The organism is Barnesiella viscericola DSM 18177 (assembly GCF_000512915.1).
Taxonomy (GTDB): Bacteria; Bacteroidota; Bacteroidia; order Bacteroidales; family Barnesiellaceae; genus Barnesiella; species Barnesiella viscericola.
In genome coordinates this window covers 2,617,097-2,635,466 of the sequence record NZ_CP007034.1, presented here as the reverse complement: position 1 = coordinate 2,635,466, position 18,370 = coordinate 2,617,097, and the positions used below count along the sequence as shown (strand labels likewise).

Below are 18,370 nucleotides of genomic sequence, written 5' to 3'. Positions count from 1 at the left end.
AAAGCAAAAGAAAATTTGTAATTTGGCTCCCCGAATAAAAATACCTCAAATCATCACGGCTTATGAAAACCTATCGTGCGCTACTGCTCCTTTTCGCCTTGCTCCTGACCGCATCGCTCCATGCCCAAAACGACACCCTCAGGATACTCGCCATCGGCAACAGCTTTGCCGACGACGGCATCGAATACCTCGACGAGGTGGCCCGCTCGGCCGGGAAACACATCATCGTCGCCAATACCTACATAGGCGGCTGCTCCATCGCACGCCACCTAGACAACGCCCGTCACGACCGCCCTGCCTATCTGTACCGCAAGAACATCGACGGGAAATATACCGAAGAGCATGACAAAACGCTGCACGACGCCATTCGGGACGAAGCGTGGGACTATATCGTCTTCCAACAGGTGAGCGACTTGGCCGGACAATACGGCACCTACTTCCCCGACCTGGCCGAACTCATGGACTATGTGCGGCCACTCGCCACCAATCCCCACGTGCAGTATGCCCTGCAACAGACCTGGGCCTATGCCCGGAACTCGACCCACCCCGGCTTCTACCGCTACGGGAAAGACCAGCAAACCATGTACGACGACGTGGTCTTTGCTTACAGCCAGGCCGCCCGCAGGCAACACATCACCCGGGTCATACCCACCGGCACGGCCATACAAAATGCCCGCAGCAGCAGCCTGGGCGACACCCTGTGCCGCGACGGCTATCACCTGAACCTGACCTACGGCCGCTATACCGCCGCCTGCACCTGGTTCGAGACCTTCTTCGGCGAGCCGTCGACAGGCATTGCCTACCGCCCCGAAGGGGTGAGCGAAGCCCAGGCCAAGATTGCCCAACAGGCCGCCCATGCCGCCATACTCTGCCCCACCGCCGTCACCGACCTGTCGCACCTGTAATTTCAGGGTTTTATAACAGTTTGCTTCCCGAAAGAATTGGACATCTATAAATAAGATTGCGGCACCTCCTCTCCCCGGGAGGGCTCCGCATAAACCCCAAAAAGGGTGTATCCTGCATAATTGGATACACCCTTTTTAGTTTCTTTTCAAAGCCTGATAAACGTACGCTCCCGATTATCAGAACCACTCTTTGAAGGCCGGGACACGAGCCTTGCTGATGATTACCTTTTCGGCTGTGGGGGGAGTGAGTTGCAGCACCATGCGTCCGCCGAACCACAGGCTGGCTCCGACGACAGCCTTGCGGGCCACAATATACTGCCGGTTGGCCCGGAAGAAGTGGCGGGGATTGAGTTGCTCGGCCAGTTCGTCGAGGGTCTGCTGGAAGTCGTAGCTCCCGGCCGACTGCGTCACCGCCTTGACGGCCCCGCCGTCGATATAGAAATAGCAGATTTGCTCCACACTCACCGGCACGAAACGGTCGCCCTTCACGGGGACGAGAAAATGGGTCTTGTAACTCTCCTCCCGTTTCAGGGCACGCATCACGGCTTGCAGGTCGACCATCGGTTGACGGCTCTCACTGCCTTCAAGCATTTTCAATTTGTCGACAGCCTTTTGCAGGTCGACACCGCTGATGGGTTTGAGCAGGTAGGCGATACTGTTCACCCGGAAGGCCTGCAAGGCATACTCGTCGTAGGCGGTGGTGAAGATGATGGGACAGGTAATGTCCACCCGATCGAAGATACCGAAGGCCGAACCGTCGGCCAGATGTATGTCCATAAAGACCAGCTCGGGCATGGGGTGCGCGGCAAACCACTCCAACGTACCGGCCACACTGTCGGTCTCGCCCACAATCTCAAACTCGACCGCTACCTCTTTCATCGCCGCCTTCAAGTTGCGGAGGGCAGCCTTCTCGTCTTCTATAATCAAGGTTTTCATATCAACGGCAAAGTTACTTGAAAGTTCTTTTCATTCTCTTCGATAGTAATATCGCGCCCGAAGAGCAACTGATAACGTTTCGACAGGTTGGCCAGCCCTATGCAGGTATTGCTGCTGTCCGAGAGTCGGGGCTGAATGCGGTTGCTCACGCAGAGGGAATCGCCCTGGGCACAGATGCGTATGGTGAGGGGCTTGCGGTTGCTGATTTCGTTGTGCTTCACGGCATTCTCGACCAGCATCTGCACGGCCATCAACGGCACCTGCCGTTGCAGCAGCTCTTGCGGAATCTCAATCTCGAAATGCAGATTGTCTTCATAACGCATCTGCAACAAGTAGATGTAGGAACGCACGAAGCTCATCTCTTCGCTCAGGGCCACGGTGTGCGACTGGTTGTCGTGCAACGTGTAGCGCATGACCCGCGACAGCTCTTGCAGGTAGTTCTGCGCCTTGTCGGGCGACTCCCTGATGAGCGAATAGAGGGTGTTGAGCGAGTTGAAGAGCATGTGCGGATTGAGCTGACTCTTCAAGGCCTCGTACTGGTTGACGAGATTTTCGGTGCGCAACTGTTCATTCTCGAGCAACATGCGCCGGCTGCGTTGGTTCTGATAGTACAGGTAACTGGTACCGGTAACGATGCAGGCAATCAAGATATCGCGCAACGGGTGCAGGTAGTGATGCAGCGTGGCCGTAATGGCGGGGACCCCGAGGTGCTGATGCACATAGACAAAGCCCTTTCCCAGCAGATTGCACACCACCAGCGTGACGACAAACGTCACCGCCACCCGCTTCCACCCCAACTCGGTCGTGGGCTTGGCGGGCATCATGATTTTGATGTTCAGGAGAAAGAGCAGCAACATGGAGAGATAGGTAAACAGTATCTCGTAGCTGACGTTGGCCCAGTGCACATCGGGGAAGAGACGGCTGCCCGCCTCGGGCTCGAAGAGGGCTATGAGCTCGGGCAGGTGCATCAGGAACGCCACCAGAATGGCGATAGCGTTCAGCATCAACAGGAACCGCTTATGGAGACGAAACAACTTCATGCGATAAAGTTAGTGCTTTTTATCCGTAATCTTGGCCACCACATACATGCCGGGGCGGAAATTCGTGTTTGCCTGCAAGATGCGGGCATAGACCTTGATGGAGCGGTTGACGTTGTCGACCATCTGATCGACCGAGACCAGATCGGCCGTGAACGAGGTGTCGGGCATACCGTTCACATTGAAGGTGAAGCGAGTCCCCGGTTGCAACTTGTCCAAATCTTTTTCATAGGCGGTCAGCTGCAACATGGGGGCACTCTTGTCAATCACGTCACACACGGGTTCGCCTGCGGCAAAATATTTGCCGGCATTGATATCCATGTTGGTCACATAGCCGTTGCGCGGAGCCCGCACATCGAGGTAGGTGCGAATACCATTACGAGAGAGCGAAGCGGTATCGGTGCCCAGCAAGGTGAGTTGGGCAGCGGCAGCCTCCATGCGGCTCTTCATCGACAGGTAGTCGGCCTTGCTCTGTTGCAGGCGCTTCAACGAAGCCGATTCGCCGGAAACCAGTTTCTGCTGGCGTTCATACTCCTTTTTCAGATATTCGGTCTGGGCGGCGGCATCGAGGTAGGATTGTTGAAGCTCGATGAAGGCGGGATTGGCCAAGGTGAGAATCACCTCGCCCTTGCGCACGTGCTGGCCGGGCAGGACCCGAATCTCCTGCACCGAGCCGCCCATGCTCAGCGTGACGGTGACGTGGCTTTGCGGGGGCATCATAATAACGCCATTGAACGAAGGCGGATTGGAGACGTTGGTGGCACCGCTCACACCATCGACCTTGGGCATTTGAGCACTGTCGCCCGGGGCCTGTGCCACCGTGTCGGGGGCCCCGGCCGACTCGGTCGAGGTCGAAGAGCTCGACGAGTTTGAACACGATGCAGCCAGCAGGGCCAGCATCAGATAAATCGCAGGTTGTTTCATCAGGTTCATTGTATGGTTCATTTTCTTGGATTTTTGAGGTGAATGATTGGATTGCTGCCGGTTACTCGGTGTAGAGTTCCAGTTCAAGAACGGTAATGTTGTAGGCATAGACGGTCTCGATGTAGCCCCGCTGGATTTCGCGGGCGGCATTCAGACTTTGTATAAACTCGGTGATATTGGTCTCATTGGCCTGGAATTTTTTCAGCGCGCTGTTCTGCAACGCCTCGGCCTCCTTGACGGCGGCCCGCTGGTAGTAGAGCAACCGTTCGCGCTGACGCACGAGCTGGCTCTGCAACTCACTCACCCGATTGGAGAGCTGGCGACGGTTGTCTTCGGCCTGCCAGTTGGCAATCTGCAAGTCGATGCGAGCCTGCTTGGCCCGGCTCTGCTGCGGGAAGAAGAGTATGGGCAGGGAGACGCCTACCATCCACGAGTTCAACCCCGAGACAGGGGCTATCTTCTGGCGCACATACCCTACCGAAAACTCGGGGAAGAAACGGCTGCGCTCGATTTTCAACATCTCCTTCTTCTCCTGCACCTGAGCGTTGAAATAGTCGAGATGGCGTGACGAGAGCGACAAGCTGGCGGCCGGCATGGGCATCACGGCCAGCGAAGTATCGGCCGGCGACAAAGGTTCATCGCTGTAACAGGCCCAGGCAAACCGGCGCTCGGACAGCGACAACTCTTCGGAGGCTTCGAGCCAACGGGTATAGAGGTCGGTAGCCAAGGCGGTAATCATGTTGCGTTCGGCCAGGTCGATGTCGCCCTGCTGGTAGCGTTGCTCGCCACTGTTTCTGAGCCGTTCGGCCAACTCCTTCTGCCCGTTGTACAACGTGTTGAGATGGAAGGCATACTGGTAATAGGCCCACGCCCGTTTCACCTCGGCCTTCACCTCACGCTTCACCATGTCGCGATAGCTCTCACCCTTGCTGATTTGGGTGTTGGCCAAGGCATTCTTGTAGAAGGGGGTGAGCAGGGAACCGAGCGACTGCTCGATGGAGAGCTCGTTGTCGTGACAGTCGGGACCATTGAGTTGCCCCCACGAATAGCTGAACGAGGTACTGCCGCCGTCCCAGGCCTCACCCTTCGAGACCCGAGCCCGCTCAATCTCCGATTCGGCCATCTTCAAGCGGGGGTTGTTGTTCAAGGCAATCTCGACCGCCTGGTCCATCGAAACCGTCTGCTGAGCCTGTACGGCCGGCCAGGCAAGTGCCACGAGAGCGACAGTCAGCGCAGCCTTGCGCATCGAGCGACGGCTCTTCCTACGCAAGCGACGGGCGGCCAGCATGCCTACCACCCGATAAAAGACGGGGATAATAATCAGGGTCAGCACCGTCGAGACAATCAGTCCGCCAATCACCACGGTAGCCAGCGGACGCTGTACCTCGGCACCGGCCGAGGTGGCAACAGCCATCGGCACAAAACCCAGCGAGGCCACCAGTCCGGTCAGGAAGACAGGGCGCAACAGATGCGGACACCCCTCGGCAATGATGCGGTTGGTGCATCGGGCATATTGCGTGCGGTTGCGTATGTCGTTGAAATGGTTAATCATCAAGATACCGTTCAGCACCGCTACACCGAAGAGGGCGATGAAGCCCACACCGGCCGAGATACTGAATGGCAAGCCCCGCAGCCACAGGGCCACGATTCCGCCGATAAGCGAGAGGGGCACGGTAGAGAATACGACCAGCGAATAGGTGACGCTGTGAAAGGCAAAGAAGAGCAGCAACAGAATGAGCATCAGAGCGATGGGGATAACCACCGTGAGGGTGCTGATGGCATTTTGCAGGTTCTCGAACTGGCCGCCGTATTCAAAGTAGTAGCCGGGTTTGAGTTTCACATTCTTGTCGAGCGACTCTCTGATCTGGCTCACTACCTGCTGAATGTCGGCATCGCGCACATTCACCCCGATTACCACCCGACGTTTGGTGGCGTCGCGGTTGATTTGGAGCGGACCGTTCACCAGGTCGATGCTGGCCACCTCGCTCAACGGGAGTTGAATGTTGTCTTTCGTGCGAACAAAGAGCTTGTCGATGTTCAAGTCGCTCACTTTCTCCTTGTCCAGACGTACCACGAGGTCGAACCGGCGTTCGTTCTCAAAGACGACACCTGCCGTCTCGCCGGCATAGGCGGTGCGGATTACGGTGTTCAGCTCTTCGATGTCGATGCCGTAGCGGGCTATCTTGGCCCGGTCGAAATGAATGAGCAACTGCGGCAGACCCATGGCCTGCTCAACCTGCACATCGGCGGCACCCGGCACCTGCTCGACGTAGCGGGCAGCCTCGCGGGCTTTACTGTACAGCTCGGTCATATCCTCTCCATAGAGCTTGATGGCAATATCGGCCTTGGCACCCGTCATCAACTCGTTGAACCGGAGTTGGATAGGCTGGCTGAAATTGAACTCGGCCCCTTCGACGGAATCCAGACACTGTTTCATCTTCTCCACCATCTCGGCCCGGCTCGACGCCGAGGTCCATTCGCTGAATGGCTTCATGACAATCATCACGTCGGCATCTTCGACCGCCATCGGGTCGGTGGGCACCTCGGCCGTACCGATTTTGGCCACCACATGCTTGATTTCGGGGAAACGCTCCTTCAACCGTTTCTCGGCATCGAGCGAGACCTCGATGCTCCGACTCAGCGAGCTACCGGCCGGGAGGGTCATCTGCATGGCAAAATCACCCTCGTCGAGAGTAGGAATAAACTCGGCTCCCAATTTCGTGAAGAGCAGCAGGGAGAGTATCAGAGCGACAAATGCTCCGGCGATGGTTCCCCACACGTGGGCCAGACTGAAACGGAGTGCCCGGTGGTAAATCCGGTTCAACCAACCGAAGAAACGGTCGGCCAGCGTGCGTTTGACGGTCGTGGTGCGTTTCAGGCAGAGCGAAGCCATCATGGGCACATAGGTCAAGGAGAGAATAAGGGCACCTATGATACAGAAGACCAGGGTCTTGGCCATAGGCGTAAAATATTTTCCTTCAATTCCCGAGAGGGTCAAGATGGGGAAGAACACAATCAAGATGATGAGCACGGCAAACGTGGCACTGCGCACCACACGCCCGGCCCCCTTTTCCACCTCGTCGTTCATCTGTTCACGAGTGAGGGTGCGACCCCTGAGCTCCTTCCCGTAGAGATGGGCCAGGATACCCTCCAAGATGACGATGGAGCCGTCGACCACGATACCGAAGTCGATGGCACCGAGACTCATCAAGTTGGCCGACACGTTGAAGATACGCATCAGGATAAAGGCAAAGAGCATGGCCAGCGGAATGACCGACGCCACAATCAGGCCGGCCCGCACATTCCCCAGGAAGATGATGAGCACCAGGAACACAATGATGGCACCCTCTACCAGGTTGCGTATCACGGTCGAGATATTGCGGTTCACCAGTTCCGAGCGGTTCAGGTAAGGCTCGACCGACACTCCTTCGGGCAACATCTGCTGCACCTTGGCCACCCGCTTCTCCAACTCCTTGGTCACCACGTTGGCGTTGGCCCCTTTGAGCATCATGGCGATACCACCCACACACTCGCCCTCACCGTCCTTGGTCATGGCTCCGAAGCGCTTGGGAGCACCGAACTGCACCCGGCCGATGTCGCCGATGTGTACCGGTATACCGCCCCGGTTGGTCACCACAATCTGCTCCACATCTTTCAGGTCGTTAATCATACCCTCCGAGCGGATATAGTAGGCCCGGTTCACTTTCTCGATATAGCTACCGCCGGTGTTCTGGTTGTTGCGGCTCAGGGCCTCGAACACCTCGCCGATGGTGATGTTGAGCGAATAGAGGGCATCGGGATCGACCGCTACTTCGTATTGTTTCAGATAACCGCCGAAGCTGTTGATTTCGACGATGCCGGGAATACCCGAGAGCTGCCGCTTCACAATCCAGTCCTGAATGGTGCGCAGCTCCATGGCGTCGTAGCGGTCTTCATAGCCCGGCGCCACTTTGAGTACATATTGATAAATCTCACCCAATCCGGTGGTGATAGGCATTAGCTCGGGCGTTCCCAGCTCGGGTGGAATCTCGCCCGACACCATTTGAATCTGCTCGTTGACCAGCTGGCGGGCATCCAACGTGGGCACGTCCTCCTTGAAAACCACCGTCACGAGCGACAGCCCGAAACGCGATACCGAGCGTATCTCCTCGACATTCATCACGTTGCTCATGGCTATCTCGATAGGGAAGGTAATGAGCTGTTCCACCTCTTGCGGAGCCAACGTGGGCGACACGGTGACAATCTGCACCTGGTTGTTGGTAATGTCGGGCACGGCATCGATGGGCAACGTCAGCATGGAGTAGACGCCCCCCGCCAGAAGCAGCAGCGTAGTCAGGGCTACAAACAGCTTCCTTCGGACTGAAAAGTGTACGATCTTTGCAAACATATGTGATAGATACTAAATTTATAATCGTTACAAAGTTACGACCCTTACGGGTTATCCAACACCCGCCTGCCGGTGAAACGACCAAAATAGAGGTTGAAATGCGCAATAGGCCGTCTGATTTTTCATCATTGCTTCAAAATATCCCCCACCCAACCAGTAAACAACCCACGGTCCCCCTTTTTCACCCCGGTCTCCCGCCCCGAAAACAAGAGTAGGGCAAGTGGCTTTCCCGCGCAATCGAGAAAGCCACTCACCCTACCCGCAACAAAGGTATCACTTTAACCCATACACTCCACAGAAAGCGGGTGCGTGAAAAACACTCACACCGCCCGGCGCATGTGATAACCGTAGATGACAATCACCACGAAACAGATGAAGGGAAGAATGAACGATACATTCACGGCCGGCATGCCGAACAGCTCCTTGCAGTCGATGATAGCGGCCTGAACCGGCGGCAACACCGACCCGCCCAAGATGGCCATGATAAGGCCGGCGGCACCGAACTTGGCATCGTCGCCCATGCCTTTCAGGGCTATGCCGTAGATGGTGGGGAACATCAGCGACATGCAGGCCGAAACCCCGACCAGACAATACATGCCCCAAACGCTCTCCACACAGAATATCACCCCGGCCGTGAGCACAAGCGCCGCCACCGCCAGCACCATCAAAAGCCGGCCCGGCTTCACATACTTCAAGATAAAGGTACAGATGAAACGGCTCACGCAAAAGATAACCATGGCTATGATATTGTATTTCTGCGACAACACCTCGGCCGCCTGCTCTTCCATACCTTGCGACGTGAACAGATGGGTACCGTACTGGATAATAAAGGTCCAGCACATGATCTGTGCCCCTACGTAGAAGAACTGTGCGACAACGCCGTACTTATAATGTCTCTTGGAAAAGATGCGTTTCAGCGTGGGAATAAAGTCGATAGACTTGGAAGTATCGGCATTCCGGGGCATCGGCGTCGACCGAATGACCAGCAGCATCACGAGAATCACCACCCCGATAATCAGATAGGGGGCAATGAGCACCGACAGGTCATAATCGCGTATGGCCTCAAATTCGGCATGAGAGAGCTGTGCCCTTTCGGCCGTATCCAACGGGTGCAGCTTGTTCTGGATAAAATTCATGGCCACATACATGCCCAGCAGCGAGCCGATGGGGTTGAAGGCCTGGGCCAGGTTGAGCCGGCGGGTTGCCGTCTCCTCGGAACCCATGGAGAGAATATAGGGGTTACAACTGGTTTCGAGAAACGACAGACCGCAGGTCATGATAAAATAGGCCAACAGAAACGGATAGTAGTTGCCCGTCAACTTGGCCGGGAAAAAGGCCAGCGCACCCAGCGCATAGAGGCCGAGCCCCAGCAGCACACCGGCCTTGTAGGTGTACTTGCGGATAAACATGGCTGCCGGGAAAGCCATGGCAAAATAGCCTCCGTAGAAGGCTACCTGCACCAGCGTCCCGTCGGTCACGCTCATGCGGAAGATTTTCGAAAAGGCCTTGACCATCGGGTTGGTGATGTCGTTGGCAAATCCCCACAAGGCAAAACAGGTGGTTATGAGGATAAACGGCAGCAAATAGCTCACCCCGTTTTTACTCACGATTGATATTTTCATGGATAGTCAGATTAAAAGATTAAGATTCATTCATAGGTTTTTCAGCGACGGGCAACCAGTTCCATCTGCGCCCGTATGTTGCCGATAGCGGTCGCCTCTACGGGGCCTGCCGTAACCGGCAAGCCGGTAGACTGGGACGTCAACCGATTCAGATAACGGTTTTGCGAGCCGCCCCCGATAATTTGCAATCGGGTTATCGGGCAGGGCAACAACCGGTTCAACCCTTCGACCCCCCGTCGATAGCGCTCGGCCAGAGAGAGGAGTACACACTTGACGAACTCGCCCTGCGTATGTGGCTCGGGCGTTCCCTGTTCCCGACAGTAGCCGACAATGGCATCGGCCATATTCACCGGACTGGCAAACCGGGTATCGTCGACATCGATGCACGTGGCAAACTCGGCCTCTTCGGCTGCCGGAATCAACACCTCGTAGTCGGTACATAGACCGGCATCGCCCCATTCGCTCATCAGCCGTTGGAGAATCCACAGACCGGTGATGTTTTGCAGGAAACAGATTTTTCCCTCGGCTCCACCTTCGTTGGTAAAGCCGTGCAGTCGGGCCTCTTCGGTGAGGACAGGCTCGTCGCATACCACTCCCAGCAACGACCAGGTGCCCGAGCTGAGAAAGGCGGTCACCTCACCGTCGGCAGCTGTCGGGACAGCATACACGGCGCTGGCCGTGTCGTGCGAGGCCACGGCAATCACCTCCACATCGTAGTCCAGCCCCAGTTCTTCCTTCACATCGGGCTTCAAGACACCCCGGCTCGTCCCCGGCATCACGATGTCGCCGAAGAGATGTTCCGGCAAACCCAGCTCGCGCATGAGCGTCTCGTTCCACCGGCAGGCCCGGATATCCATCAACTCCGAGGTAGAGGCTATGCTGTACTCGTTGTTGGCCACCCCGGTCAGGAAATAACTGAACAGGTCGGGCATGAACAGCAACCGGTCGGCCACGTCGAGCAGCGGACTCCCCTCCTGCTTCATGGCATAGAGCTGGAAGAGCGTATTGATGGCCATCACCTGCGTACCGGCCACGGCATAGTGCGCACTGGGATCGATGCGGGCAAAAACCTGCTCCGGCATGCCGTCGGTGCGGCTGTCGCGGTAGCACACCGGGTTGCCCAGCAGGTTGCCCTGCTTGTCAATCAACCCGAAATCCACCCCCCAGGTGTCAATACCGACGCTCTTGATGCGGTAGCCCTTGTCGACGGCCATACGGATTCCCCGTTTCATATCTTCAAACAACGAGAGGAAATCCCAGTAAATGTGTCCGCCCATGCGCACCTGCCGGTTGGGGAAGCGGTAGACGGTTTCCAGTTGGAGCCCTCCTTCGGCGGGGTAGCCGGCGATTACACGCCCGCTACCGCCCCCGAAATCTACGGCGAGATAGGCTTCTTTCATGGGGTCTTCTTTCCTAATACATACGTTTCCAGGTCGTCAATCTCGGCAGGCGAGAGGGTGCCGTACCGTCCCCCCGAAAGGATAATGATGCGACAGGCCATCTCGAAAAACATGGCCCGCTCGAAAGCCTGGTCAAAATCTTTTCCACACACCACCTGACCGTGCTTCCGCAACAGGACGGAGTTGTGGTCCTTCATGGCGGCAATGACGGCAGCAGCCAACTCCTTCGAACCCGGCCGATAATAGGGAATCACGGGAATCTCGGCCCCCACGTGACAAGGCACCTCGGCCGTCACGTTGAAGTCCTTCGGCTGTTCCGACATACAGGCCACCGCCGTGGCATAGGGCGACTGGAAGTGGAGCACCACATTCACGTCGGGACGTTCTCGCAATACTCCCAGGTGGAATCCGCTCTCCATCGAGGGCTTCACGCCGTTCAGCACTTCGCCGGTTTCGAGCCGGCATACAGCCACCTTCTCCTTGGGCAGGACAGGTACCCACGAGCCGGTGCCCGAGAGCAGTACCTCATCGCCCACACGCCAGGATATGTTGCCGCTGCTGCACACGGTGAGCCCGGCATCGCCCACCCGATGGGCCTGTGCAATGAATTGTTCGATATGTTCGTTCGTTATCATAATCCTATAATACTTTCTTATACAAGTCCAAAATTATCTCTTCGTTTACTTCTCTCGGATTACCCGGCGTGCATACATCGGCATAGGCCGCCTTGGCCAGGCGCGGCAGGTCTTTCTCCTCGATGCCCAGTTGCGACAGGTGCTGCGGGATACCCACCCGCACGGCGAGATCCTTCACGGCTTTCACGGCGGCATCGGCAGCCTCCTCACGGCTCATGCCGGCGGAGTAGACATTCATGGCCTTGGCTATCTCGACATACTTGTCGAGTGCCGCGGGGGCATTGAACTCCATAACGGTGGGCAACAGCAAGGCATTAGCCACCCCGTGAGGAATATCGAAGATGGCTCCCAGCGGGTGGGCCATACCGTGTACCACACCCAGACCGACGTTCGAGAAGGCCATGCCGGCGATGTACTGAGCCACGGCCATACCGTTGCGGGCCTCGGCATTGGTCGGCTCGTTCACAGCCGTTTCCAGGTAGCGGGTTATCATCTCGATGGCCTTGATTTCAAACATGTCGCTCATCTCCCAGGCACCTTTGGTAATGAGTCCTTCGATGGCATGGGTGAGCGCATCGAGCCCGGTCGATGCGGTGAGGCTCTTGGGCAGGGTGTACATGAGTTCGGCATCGACAATGGCAATGGCCGGAATGTCGTTCGGGTCGACGCAAACCATCTTCTTCTGATTCTTCTCGTCGGTAATCACATAGTTGATGGTCACCTCGGCAGCCGTACCGGCAGTGGTGGGCAGGGCAATGATGGGGACCGATTTCTTCTTGGTGTCGGCCACCCCTTCGAGCGAAACCACGTCGCTGAACTCGGGATTGTTGGTGATGATGCCGATGGCCTTGGCCGTATCCATCGACGACCCACCGCCGATAGCGATGATAAAGTCAGCCCCCGAAGCAGCATAGGCGGCTACCCCGGCCTTGACATTGGAGACGGTAGGATTGGGCTTGATGTCACTAAAAATTTCATAAGGGATACCGGCCTGGCTAAGCACACTCAGCACCTTATCGGCCACACCGAACTTGATCAAATCCTTGTCGGTAGCGACAAAGGCCTTTTTCAACCCAAGGCGGGCAATCTCTTTGGGGAGCACTTCCCGAGCTCCGGGTCCGAAGTAGGAGACTTCGTTTAATACAAATCTGTTAATCATATGTATCAGTAATGGAATGATGGCCGTTCGGACCCGCCCCATACAAGCGGGAGCCCGAACGGCAATACTTGAATTGAATTAGATAAATTATTTATAAATAGGACCGTAGTTCCGACAAGCCCGATAGTCGGCGCCCTCCTTGTCCATGCCGAAGGCGTTCCAAGCAGCCGGACGGAAAATCTTGTCGTCGTCTACATTGTGCATGCACACCGGTATGCGGAGCATGGAGGCCAGCGTAATCAGATCCTGACCGATGTGCCCGTAGCTGATGGCGCCGTGGTTGGCACCCCAGTTGTTCATCACGGAGTAGACATCTTTGAACGCCGGCTTGTCGCACAAACGGGGTACAAACCAGGTGGTAGGCCAGGTGGGGTCGGTGCGCATGTTCAGCTTCTGGTGGATTTCGGGATCGATGGTAACCGTCCACCCCTCGGCAATCTGGAGCACAGGGCCAAGGCCTTTCACCAGATTCAGGCGCATCATGGTCACCGGCATGCCACCCTTGGAGAGGAAGTTGGACGAGAAGCCGCCACCCCTGAAGTAATCGCGGTCGGCCGGATACCAGGTCGTCGCCTTCAAGCAGTTCTCCACATCGGCCTGGGTCAGGTTCCACGGCTCCTTCATCACCGGGTTACCGTTCTCGTCGATGGCTTGTCCCGAACCGTCGAGCGTCGTGGCTCCGGAGTTGATGAGGTGAATGATACCGTTGGCAGCCAGGCCGGTCAACTCCTTGCCCGTGACCCGTTTCACAGCCTCGGGACTCCAATAGGTGCGCACGTCGGAGAAGATTTGGGCCCGGTTGGTCAGCAGGTGACCGAACAGCATGGCAATGCCGTTGCAGGCATCGTTCTCGGTAGCTACCACAAAGGCCTCGCGAATGCCGTTCCAGTCGAACGAGGTGTTGAGCAAAGCCTCGGGATAGTCGCCGTTGGGATAGAAGTCGGTCCACTGACGCTGTCCCTGGAACCCGGCGGCAATGGCATTGTGGCCCAACGCCTCTTCCTTGAAGCCCATCTCTTTGAGTTTCGGGTTTCCGGTCATCAGGTCGCGCATGATAATCATCATCTTCACGATGAACTCCCAGTCGGCATCCTTCTGCTCGCGGGTCTTGCGTTTTTCGGGACGGTTCTTGAAATCTTCGCCCTCGTTTACCTTGCAATATTTCTCGGTCCAGGCCATCGCTTTGGCATACTCCTCCTTGTCGTAGATACCTTCGGTCATGCGGCGAATGATTTCGGTCAGGTCGACCGACTCGTTGCGCATGCCCAGGTACTCCTGGAAGAAGTCGGGGTTGACGATAGAGCCGGCGATACCCATCGAGACACTACCCATCGACAGATAGGACTTTCCGCGCATCGTGGCTACGGCCTGGGCGGCACGGGCAAAGCGCAGAATCTTTTCGGCTACATCGGCCGGTATCGTATTGTCGTCTATATCCTGCACGTCATGGCCATAGATGCCGAAAGCGGGGAGACCCTTCTGGGCATGCGCGGCCAACACGGCGGCCAAGTAAACAGCCCCGGGACGCTCGGTCCCGTTGAACCCCCATACGGCTTTCGGATAGTAGGGATTCATATCCATCGTCTCGGCGCCATAGCACCAGCAGGAGGTCACGGTGATGGTCGACCCTACCCCTTCGCGTTCAAATTTCTCGGCACAGGCTGCGCTCTCGGCCACACGACCGATGGTGCCGTCGGCAATCACACACTCTACGGGACTTCCGTCGCCATTCCTCAAATGGGTAGAAATCAGTTCGGCCACGGCTTTGGCCAGATTCATGGTCTTCTCTTCAAGACTTTCGCGAACGCCACCCTGGCGCCCGTCGATTGTGGGACGAATCCCGATTTTCGGATATTTTTTCATGGTTTTACATTATAAAAAGTTCATACATATATCGTTACAAATCATTGCGTTTTTCATCGGGGTATCACTCCTTTTTCCCCACCCTCACACCGAGTGCCGCAGATGCACCTCGGTAGGAAGATATTCATGCACCGGCTCTCCTGTGGTGATAAACCGGGTTAACTTCCGCCCCATCTTCTCCCAGTCGATACTGATGGCGGTGATGCCATCGTCTATCACTTCGTAGGCCGGGGTATCGTTATAGGCCACAAGACCGAAATCGACACCACATTTGAGTCCCTCCGCCCGGCTACGCTTGATGACATTCACCACGTCCATCTGCCGGATTACGATGTAGGCCGTCCCCTGTTCTATCCGGTCGAGTCCATCGGTCTCCATTACCTCGACGGGCAACCCATTATCCCGCCCATACTGCTCGAAACTCCGTATTGAACTCCTCGGGTGCTTGGAATCCGGCGAAAACTGGAAAACAATCTTCCTGTATCGGCACAGCCGGTCCGACAGTCGGGTCAAAGCCCCATAAAAAGCCTCGTCGAAATCCTGACAGATATACGAGCAACTCCCCTTGTCGAACTTGCCGAAATCGAGAAGCAGAAGTCGCGACGGATTTATCTTACCCAAAAGCGGAGAGAACTTCTCGTTGTCGAAATTCATCACCACATAGTAATTGTACCGCCCGATGGCCTCGTGAAGCACTGTGTTGAAGATGCGCTCGTTGTACTGGTGGAACCACAAGTCTACCTTATAGGAGGAAGCAAGCCCCTTTATAAAACTGTTGTATAGCGTATCCTTGAAAGGTGAATATTCGTCGAGCAACAGAAAAATCCGCTCCTGCCGATTGATTACGTAGTAACCCTTCCCCGGAACGGCATCGATCAACCGTCGCTCTTTCAACAGAGAAAAGGCCTTGAACACCGTATCGCGAGACACGCCATAGGCCTCGCTGAGGCAATTGATGGAAGGCAGTGCCGAACGGGTTTTGTACCGTCCCATTCGGATATCCTGCTCGATAATATCCGACAGTTGCTTGACCTTGGTAGACTGTTGTCCGAAATTCATCTCCTCGCGCATATACAGCCAGCCAACTGTGCTGAACTGTGCTGACTCAAAGGAACGGATTTTATTCAGAACTACCAAAGAATATCGTATGTTTAAGAGCAGGTTACACACTCTCTTCTCCCCGAAACCGGAGAAAAGATTCTCCTTGAAAACGAAATGACAAAGGAGTAGCTACCCCATACCACAATTTCTAAAAACCCACGGCAAATACTTGTACCCTTCGAGATTAAATTGTAAATTGCACAAAAGCAAAGTTTCAAGGCTGCATTACACAATCCGCCCCAACCTTAAAACGACAAGAGACTATGGTAATTTACTGTGCAATATGATAACAGACATACTATGACAGACAACGAATTGACGCAGCGTGCCGACACACAGGCATGGCCTTTACCAAGTTTTTATTTCAAAGTATCTATCTCAAACGTAGGCGACATTTCGTGCAGCGAAGTGTCGGGACTGGAAACAGAATATGAAGAAATCACTTATCGTGCAGGCGACACTCCGGTCTTCACCAAGCTGAAAATGCCGGGACTGAGAAAAGCAGGCGATCTGACCATCAAACAGGGAATATCGAAAGATAACAAAGCCGTGCTCGACTGGGTAGACCAAGTGAAGCAGAACATAATCCAGCGCGAAACGATGACGGTGAGTCTGTTGGACGAATCGGGTAACCCCGTACAAACCTGGGAAGCGGTGAACGCATGGCCCAAGAAACTCACCCGAGAGAAGATCAAGGCCAATGAAAACGCATACTCCTTCGAAACGCTGGTCATCGCCCACGAAGGGGTATATGTGAAATAATCCTCTCATCTTTTTAGGTCGCCCCGGATACTCCCGGGTTATGTCGTCACCGAGCTCCCGCTCCCTTCTCCCCCATTCCGGCCGAAAACGAAAAAAGCTCCGATTCAAAATTGAATCGGAGCTTTTCCTGTTCTTGCCTTGTAAACTGGCGGTGCGGACGGGACTCGAACCCGCGACCCCATGCGTGACAGGCATGTATTCTAACCAGCTGAACTACCGCACCAGTTTCGTTTTGCGAGTGCAAAGATAGAACGCTTTTTCCAATTCTGCAACCCTTCGCTTCAAAAAAAAATGGAATTATTTTTCGACCGCCACAATCGGGATTCTGCCGGGCTACATCGAAGGGCCTCATTCTCAATCGCAAAGGTGTCGTCTTACAACAAATGGATATTGTGGCGTGCACACTCGGCAATCTGCTCCTCGGGCCAAATGCTGGCTTGCACCTCGCCGATATGGGCTTTCTGGAGCAGGAACATCGAGAAGCGCGACTGCCCGATACCGCCCCCTATCGAGAGGGGCAGTTCATCGTTGAGCAAGGCCCGGTGGAAATTGAGTTGGGCTCGCTCGGGACAACCACAGATGTCGAGCTGACGAAGCAGCGCCTCCTTGTCGACCCGTATGCCCATCGACGAGAGCTCGAAGGGGGTCTCCAACACGGTGTTCCACAGCACGATGTCGCCGTTCAACCCCAGATAGCCGTCGCTGTTGGGCGTAGTCCAGTCGTCGTAGTCGGGAGCCCGACCGTCGTGACGGGTACCGTCGCTAAGCTGCTGACCGATACCGATGAGAAAAATGGCTCCATAGCGACGGGCCGCCTCGGCCTCGCGCTCCTTGGGGGTGAGATGGGGATATTGCTGCAACAACTCCTCGGTGTGTATGAAGGTAATCTCGTCGGGCAGCGTGGGGGTGATGTGAGGGAACTCGGCATATATGAGACTCTCGCACTCCTTGATTACCCGATAAATGTTGCGCACGGTCTCTTTGAGGTATTCGAGGTTGCGGTCTTCGCGGGTGATGGTCTTCTCCCAGTCCCACTGGTCGACATAAAGCGAGTGCAGGTTGTCGAGCTGCTCGTGGGTGCGAATGGCATTCATGTCGGTATAGAGCCCGAAGCCCGGTGCTATATCATAGGCTCCCAGCTTCACCCGCTTCCACTTGGCCAGCGAGTGTACCACCTCGGCCCGACGGCCACCCATATCGGCAATGGGGAACGACACGGCCTGCTCGTTGCCGTTGAGGTCGTCGTTCAACCCCGTGCCCGACAAGACAAACAACGGGGCCGTCACCCGACGCAGGTTAAGTGCTTTGGCCAATCGCTCCTGAAAAGCATCTTTCAACATTTTAATGGCCATCTCGGTGGTTTCGGGTAAAAGTTTGAGTTTATAGCGTTGGGGGATAATCAGTGGCATTTGGTTTTCCTTGGTTAATATTTGAATTCAATTAGTGTAAAATCCCTGCAAATATATATCATTTTTCCAATAACAAAAATATTTACGTATCATTTTGAGAAGAAAATTCAAAATATCATATCTTTTCATAAAAAGAGTGTCTAATAATTTTAAATTTTTGAAACTAAATGACAAAATAGATTGTTTATAAATATGTACCGATAAAAATTATCTATTTTTGCAGCGCAAAA

13 protein-coding genes and 1 tRNA gene are annotated in these 18,370 nt (G+C 55.3%); 2 read left to right on the top strand and 12 right to left on the bottom strand.

What is annotated here, in order from left to right:
* The first annotated feature begins 62 nt into the window (after window positions 1–62).
* On the top strand, window positions 63–905 hold the full coding sequence (locus BARVI_RS10945; protein WP_025279283.1) for a DUF4886 domain-containing protein: 843 nt from the start codon (window positions 63–65) through the stop codon (window positions 903–905).
* Window positions 906–1,082: 177 nt separating this feature from the next.
* Here BARVI_RS10945 and BARVI_RS10940 read toward each other — a convergent pair whose 3' ends face one another.
* The 10 genes from BARVI_RS10940 to BARVI_RS10895 form a co-directional block, all read right to left on the bottom strand.
* Window positions 1,083–1,841: a LytR/AlgR family response regulator transcription factor gene (locus tag BARVI_RS10940; protein ID WP_025279282.1), complete on the bottom strand. Its 759-nt coding sequence runs from the start codon at window positions 1,839–1,841 to the stop codon at window positions 1,083–1,085.
* Entirely contained in the window at window positions 1,838–2,881 is a 1,044-nt protein-coding gene (locus BARVI_RS10935) for a sensor histidine kinase (protein WP_025279281.1), read from the bottom strand. Before BARVI_RS10935 ends, BARVI_RS10940 begins: the two co-directional genes overlap by 4 nt.
* Window positions 2,882–2,890: 9 nt before the next feature.
* A complete protein-coding gene (locus tag BARVI_RS10930; protein WP_394330810.1) occupies window positions 2,891–3,823 on the bottom strand; it encodes an efflux RND transporter periplasmic adaptor subunit in 933 nt (310 codons plus the stop codon).
* Window positions 3,824–3,863: 40 nt separating this feature from the next.
* A complete protein-coding gene (locus tag BARVI_RS10925) occupies window positions 3,864–8,189 on the bottom strand; it encodes a CusA/CzcA family heavy metal efflux RND transporter (RefSeq protein WP_025279279.1) in 4,326 nt (1,441 codons plus the stop codon).
* A gap of 320 nt (window positions 8,190–8,509) precedes the next feature.
* Window positions 8,510–9,811, bottom strand: a complete 1,302-nt coding sequence (gene fucP / locus BARVI_RS10920) for an L-fucose:H+ symporter permease (RefSeq protein ID WP_025279278.1) — start codon at window positions 9,809–9,811, stop codon at window positions 8,510–8,512.
* A 41-nt stretch (window positions 9,812–9,852) separates the two neighbouring features.
* On the bottom strand, window positions 9,853–11,211 hold the full coding sequence (locus tag BARVI_RS10915; protein ID WP_025279277.1) for a rhamnulokinase: 1,359 nt from the start codon (window positions 11,209–11,211) through the stop codon (window positions 9,853–9,855).
* On the bottom strand, window positions 11,208–11,846 hold the full coding sequence (locus BARVI_RS10910) for a class II aldolase/adducin family protein (protein ID WP_025279276.1): 639 nt from the start codon (window positions 11,844–11,846) through the stop codon (window positions 11,208–11,210). The genes BARVI_RS10915 and BARVI_RS10910 overlap by 4 nt, the downstream gene beginning before the upstream one ends.
* 4 nt (window positions 11,847–11,850) lie before the next feature.
* On the bottom strand, window positions 11,851–13,005 hold the full coding sequence (gene fucO / locus BARVI_RS10905; protein WP_025279275.1) for a lactaldehyde reductase: 1,155 nt from the start codon (window positions 13,003–13,005) through the stop codon (window positions 11,851–11,853).
* Window positions 13,006–13,092: 87 nt separating this feature from the next.
* The gene (gene fucI, locus BARVI_RS10900) at window positions 13,093–14,868 is read right to left on the bottom strand and encodes an L-fucose isomerase (RefSeq protein WP_025279274.1); all 1,776 of its coding nucleotides are present in this window, start codon (window positions 14,866–14,868) and stop codon (window positions 13,093–13,095) included.
* A gap of 84 nt (window positions 14,869–14,952) precedes the next feature.
* Entirely contained in the window at window positions 14,953–15,939 is a 987-nt protein-coding gene (locus tag BARVI_RS10895) for a GntR family transcriptional regulator (protein ID WP_025279273.1), read from the bottom strand.
* Between the two features lie 330 nt (window positions 15,940–16,269).
* Between BARVI_RS10895 and BARVI_RS10890 the strand changes: the two genes are divergently transcribed.
* On the top strand, window positions 16,270–16,731 hold the full coding sequence (locus BARVI_RS10890) for a phage tail protein (protein WP_025279272.1): 462 nt from the start codon (window positions 16,270–16,272) through the stop codon (window positions 16,729–16,731).
* A gap of 146 nt (window positions 16,732–16,877) precedes the next feature.
* Here the strand turns inward: BARVI_RS10890 and BARVI_RS10885 are convergent.
* Both BARVI_RS10885 and asnA read right to left on the bottom strand, forming a co-directional pair.
* Window positions 16,878–16,954: transfer RNA gene (locus BARVI_RS10885), tRNA-Asp, on the bottom strand.
* A gap of 151 nt (window positions 16,955–17,105) precedes the next feature.
* A complete protein-coding gene (asnA, locus tag BARVI_RS10880; RefSeq protein WP_025279271.1) occupies window positions 17,106–18,140 on the bottom strand; it encodes an aspartate--ammonia ligase in 1,035 nt (344 codons plus the stop codon).
* Between the last annotated feature and the right edge of the window lie 230 nt (window positions 18,141–18,370).

Bases quoted from the DNA above. Each gene is read 5' to 3' on its own strand.
- fucO (WP_025279275.1), bottom strand. From the start codon at position 13,005: ATGATTAACAGATTTGTATTAAACGAAGTCTCCTACTTCGGACCCGGA.
- BARVI_RS10925 (WP_025279279.1), bottom strand. From the start codon at position 8,189: ATGTTTGCAAAGATCGTACACTTTTCAGTCCGAAGGAAGCTGTTTGTA.
- BARVI_RS10910 (WP_025279276.1), bottom strand. From the start codon at position 11,846: ATGATAACGAACGAACATATCGAACAATTCATTGCACAGGCCCATCGG.
- fucI (WP_025279274.1), bottom strand. From the start codon at position 14,868: ATGAAAAAATATCCGAAAATCGGGATTCGTCCCACAATCGACGGGCGC.
- BARVI_RS10930 (WP_394330810.1), bottom strand. From the start codon at position 3,823: ATGAACCATACAATGAACCTGATGAAACAACCTGCGATTTATCTGATG.
- fucP (WP_025279278.1), bottom strand. From the start codon at position 9,811: ATGAAAATATCAATCGTGAGTAAAAACGGGGTGAGCTATTTGCTGCCG.
- BARVI_RS10940 (WP_025279282.1), bottom strand. From the start codon at position 1,841: ATGAAAACCTTGATTATAGAAGACGAGAAGGCTGCCCTCCGCAACTTG.
- BARVI_RS10935 (WP_025279281.1), bottom strand. From the start codon at position 2,881: ATGAAGTTGTTTCGTCTCCATAAGCGGTTCCTGTTGATGCTGAACGCT.
- BARVI_RS10945 (WP_025279283.1), top strand. From the start codon at position 63: ATGAAAACCTATCGTGCGCTACTGCTCCTTTTCGCCTTGCTCCTGACC.
- BARVI_RS10890 (WP_025279272.1), top strand. From the start codon at position 16,270: ATGACAGACAACGAATTGACGCAGCGTGCCGACACACAGGCATGGCCT.
- asnA (WP_025279271.1), bottom strand. From the start codon at position 18,140: ATGCCACTGATTATCCCCCAACGCTATAAACTCAAACTTTTACCCGAA.
- BARVI_RS10895 (WP_025279273.1), bottom strand. From the start codon at position 15,939: ATGCGCGAGGAGATGAATTTCGGACAACAGTCTACCAAGGTCAAGCAA.
- BARVI_RS10915 (WP_025279277.1), bottom strand. From the start codon at position 11,211: ATGAAAGAAGCCTATCTCGCCGTAGATTTCGGGGGCGGTAGCGGGCGT.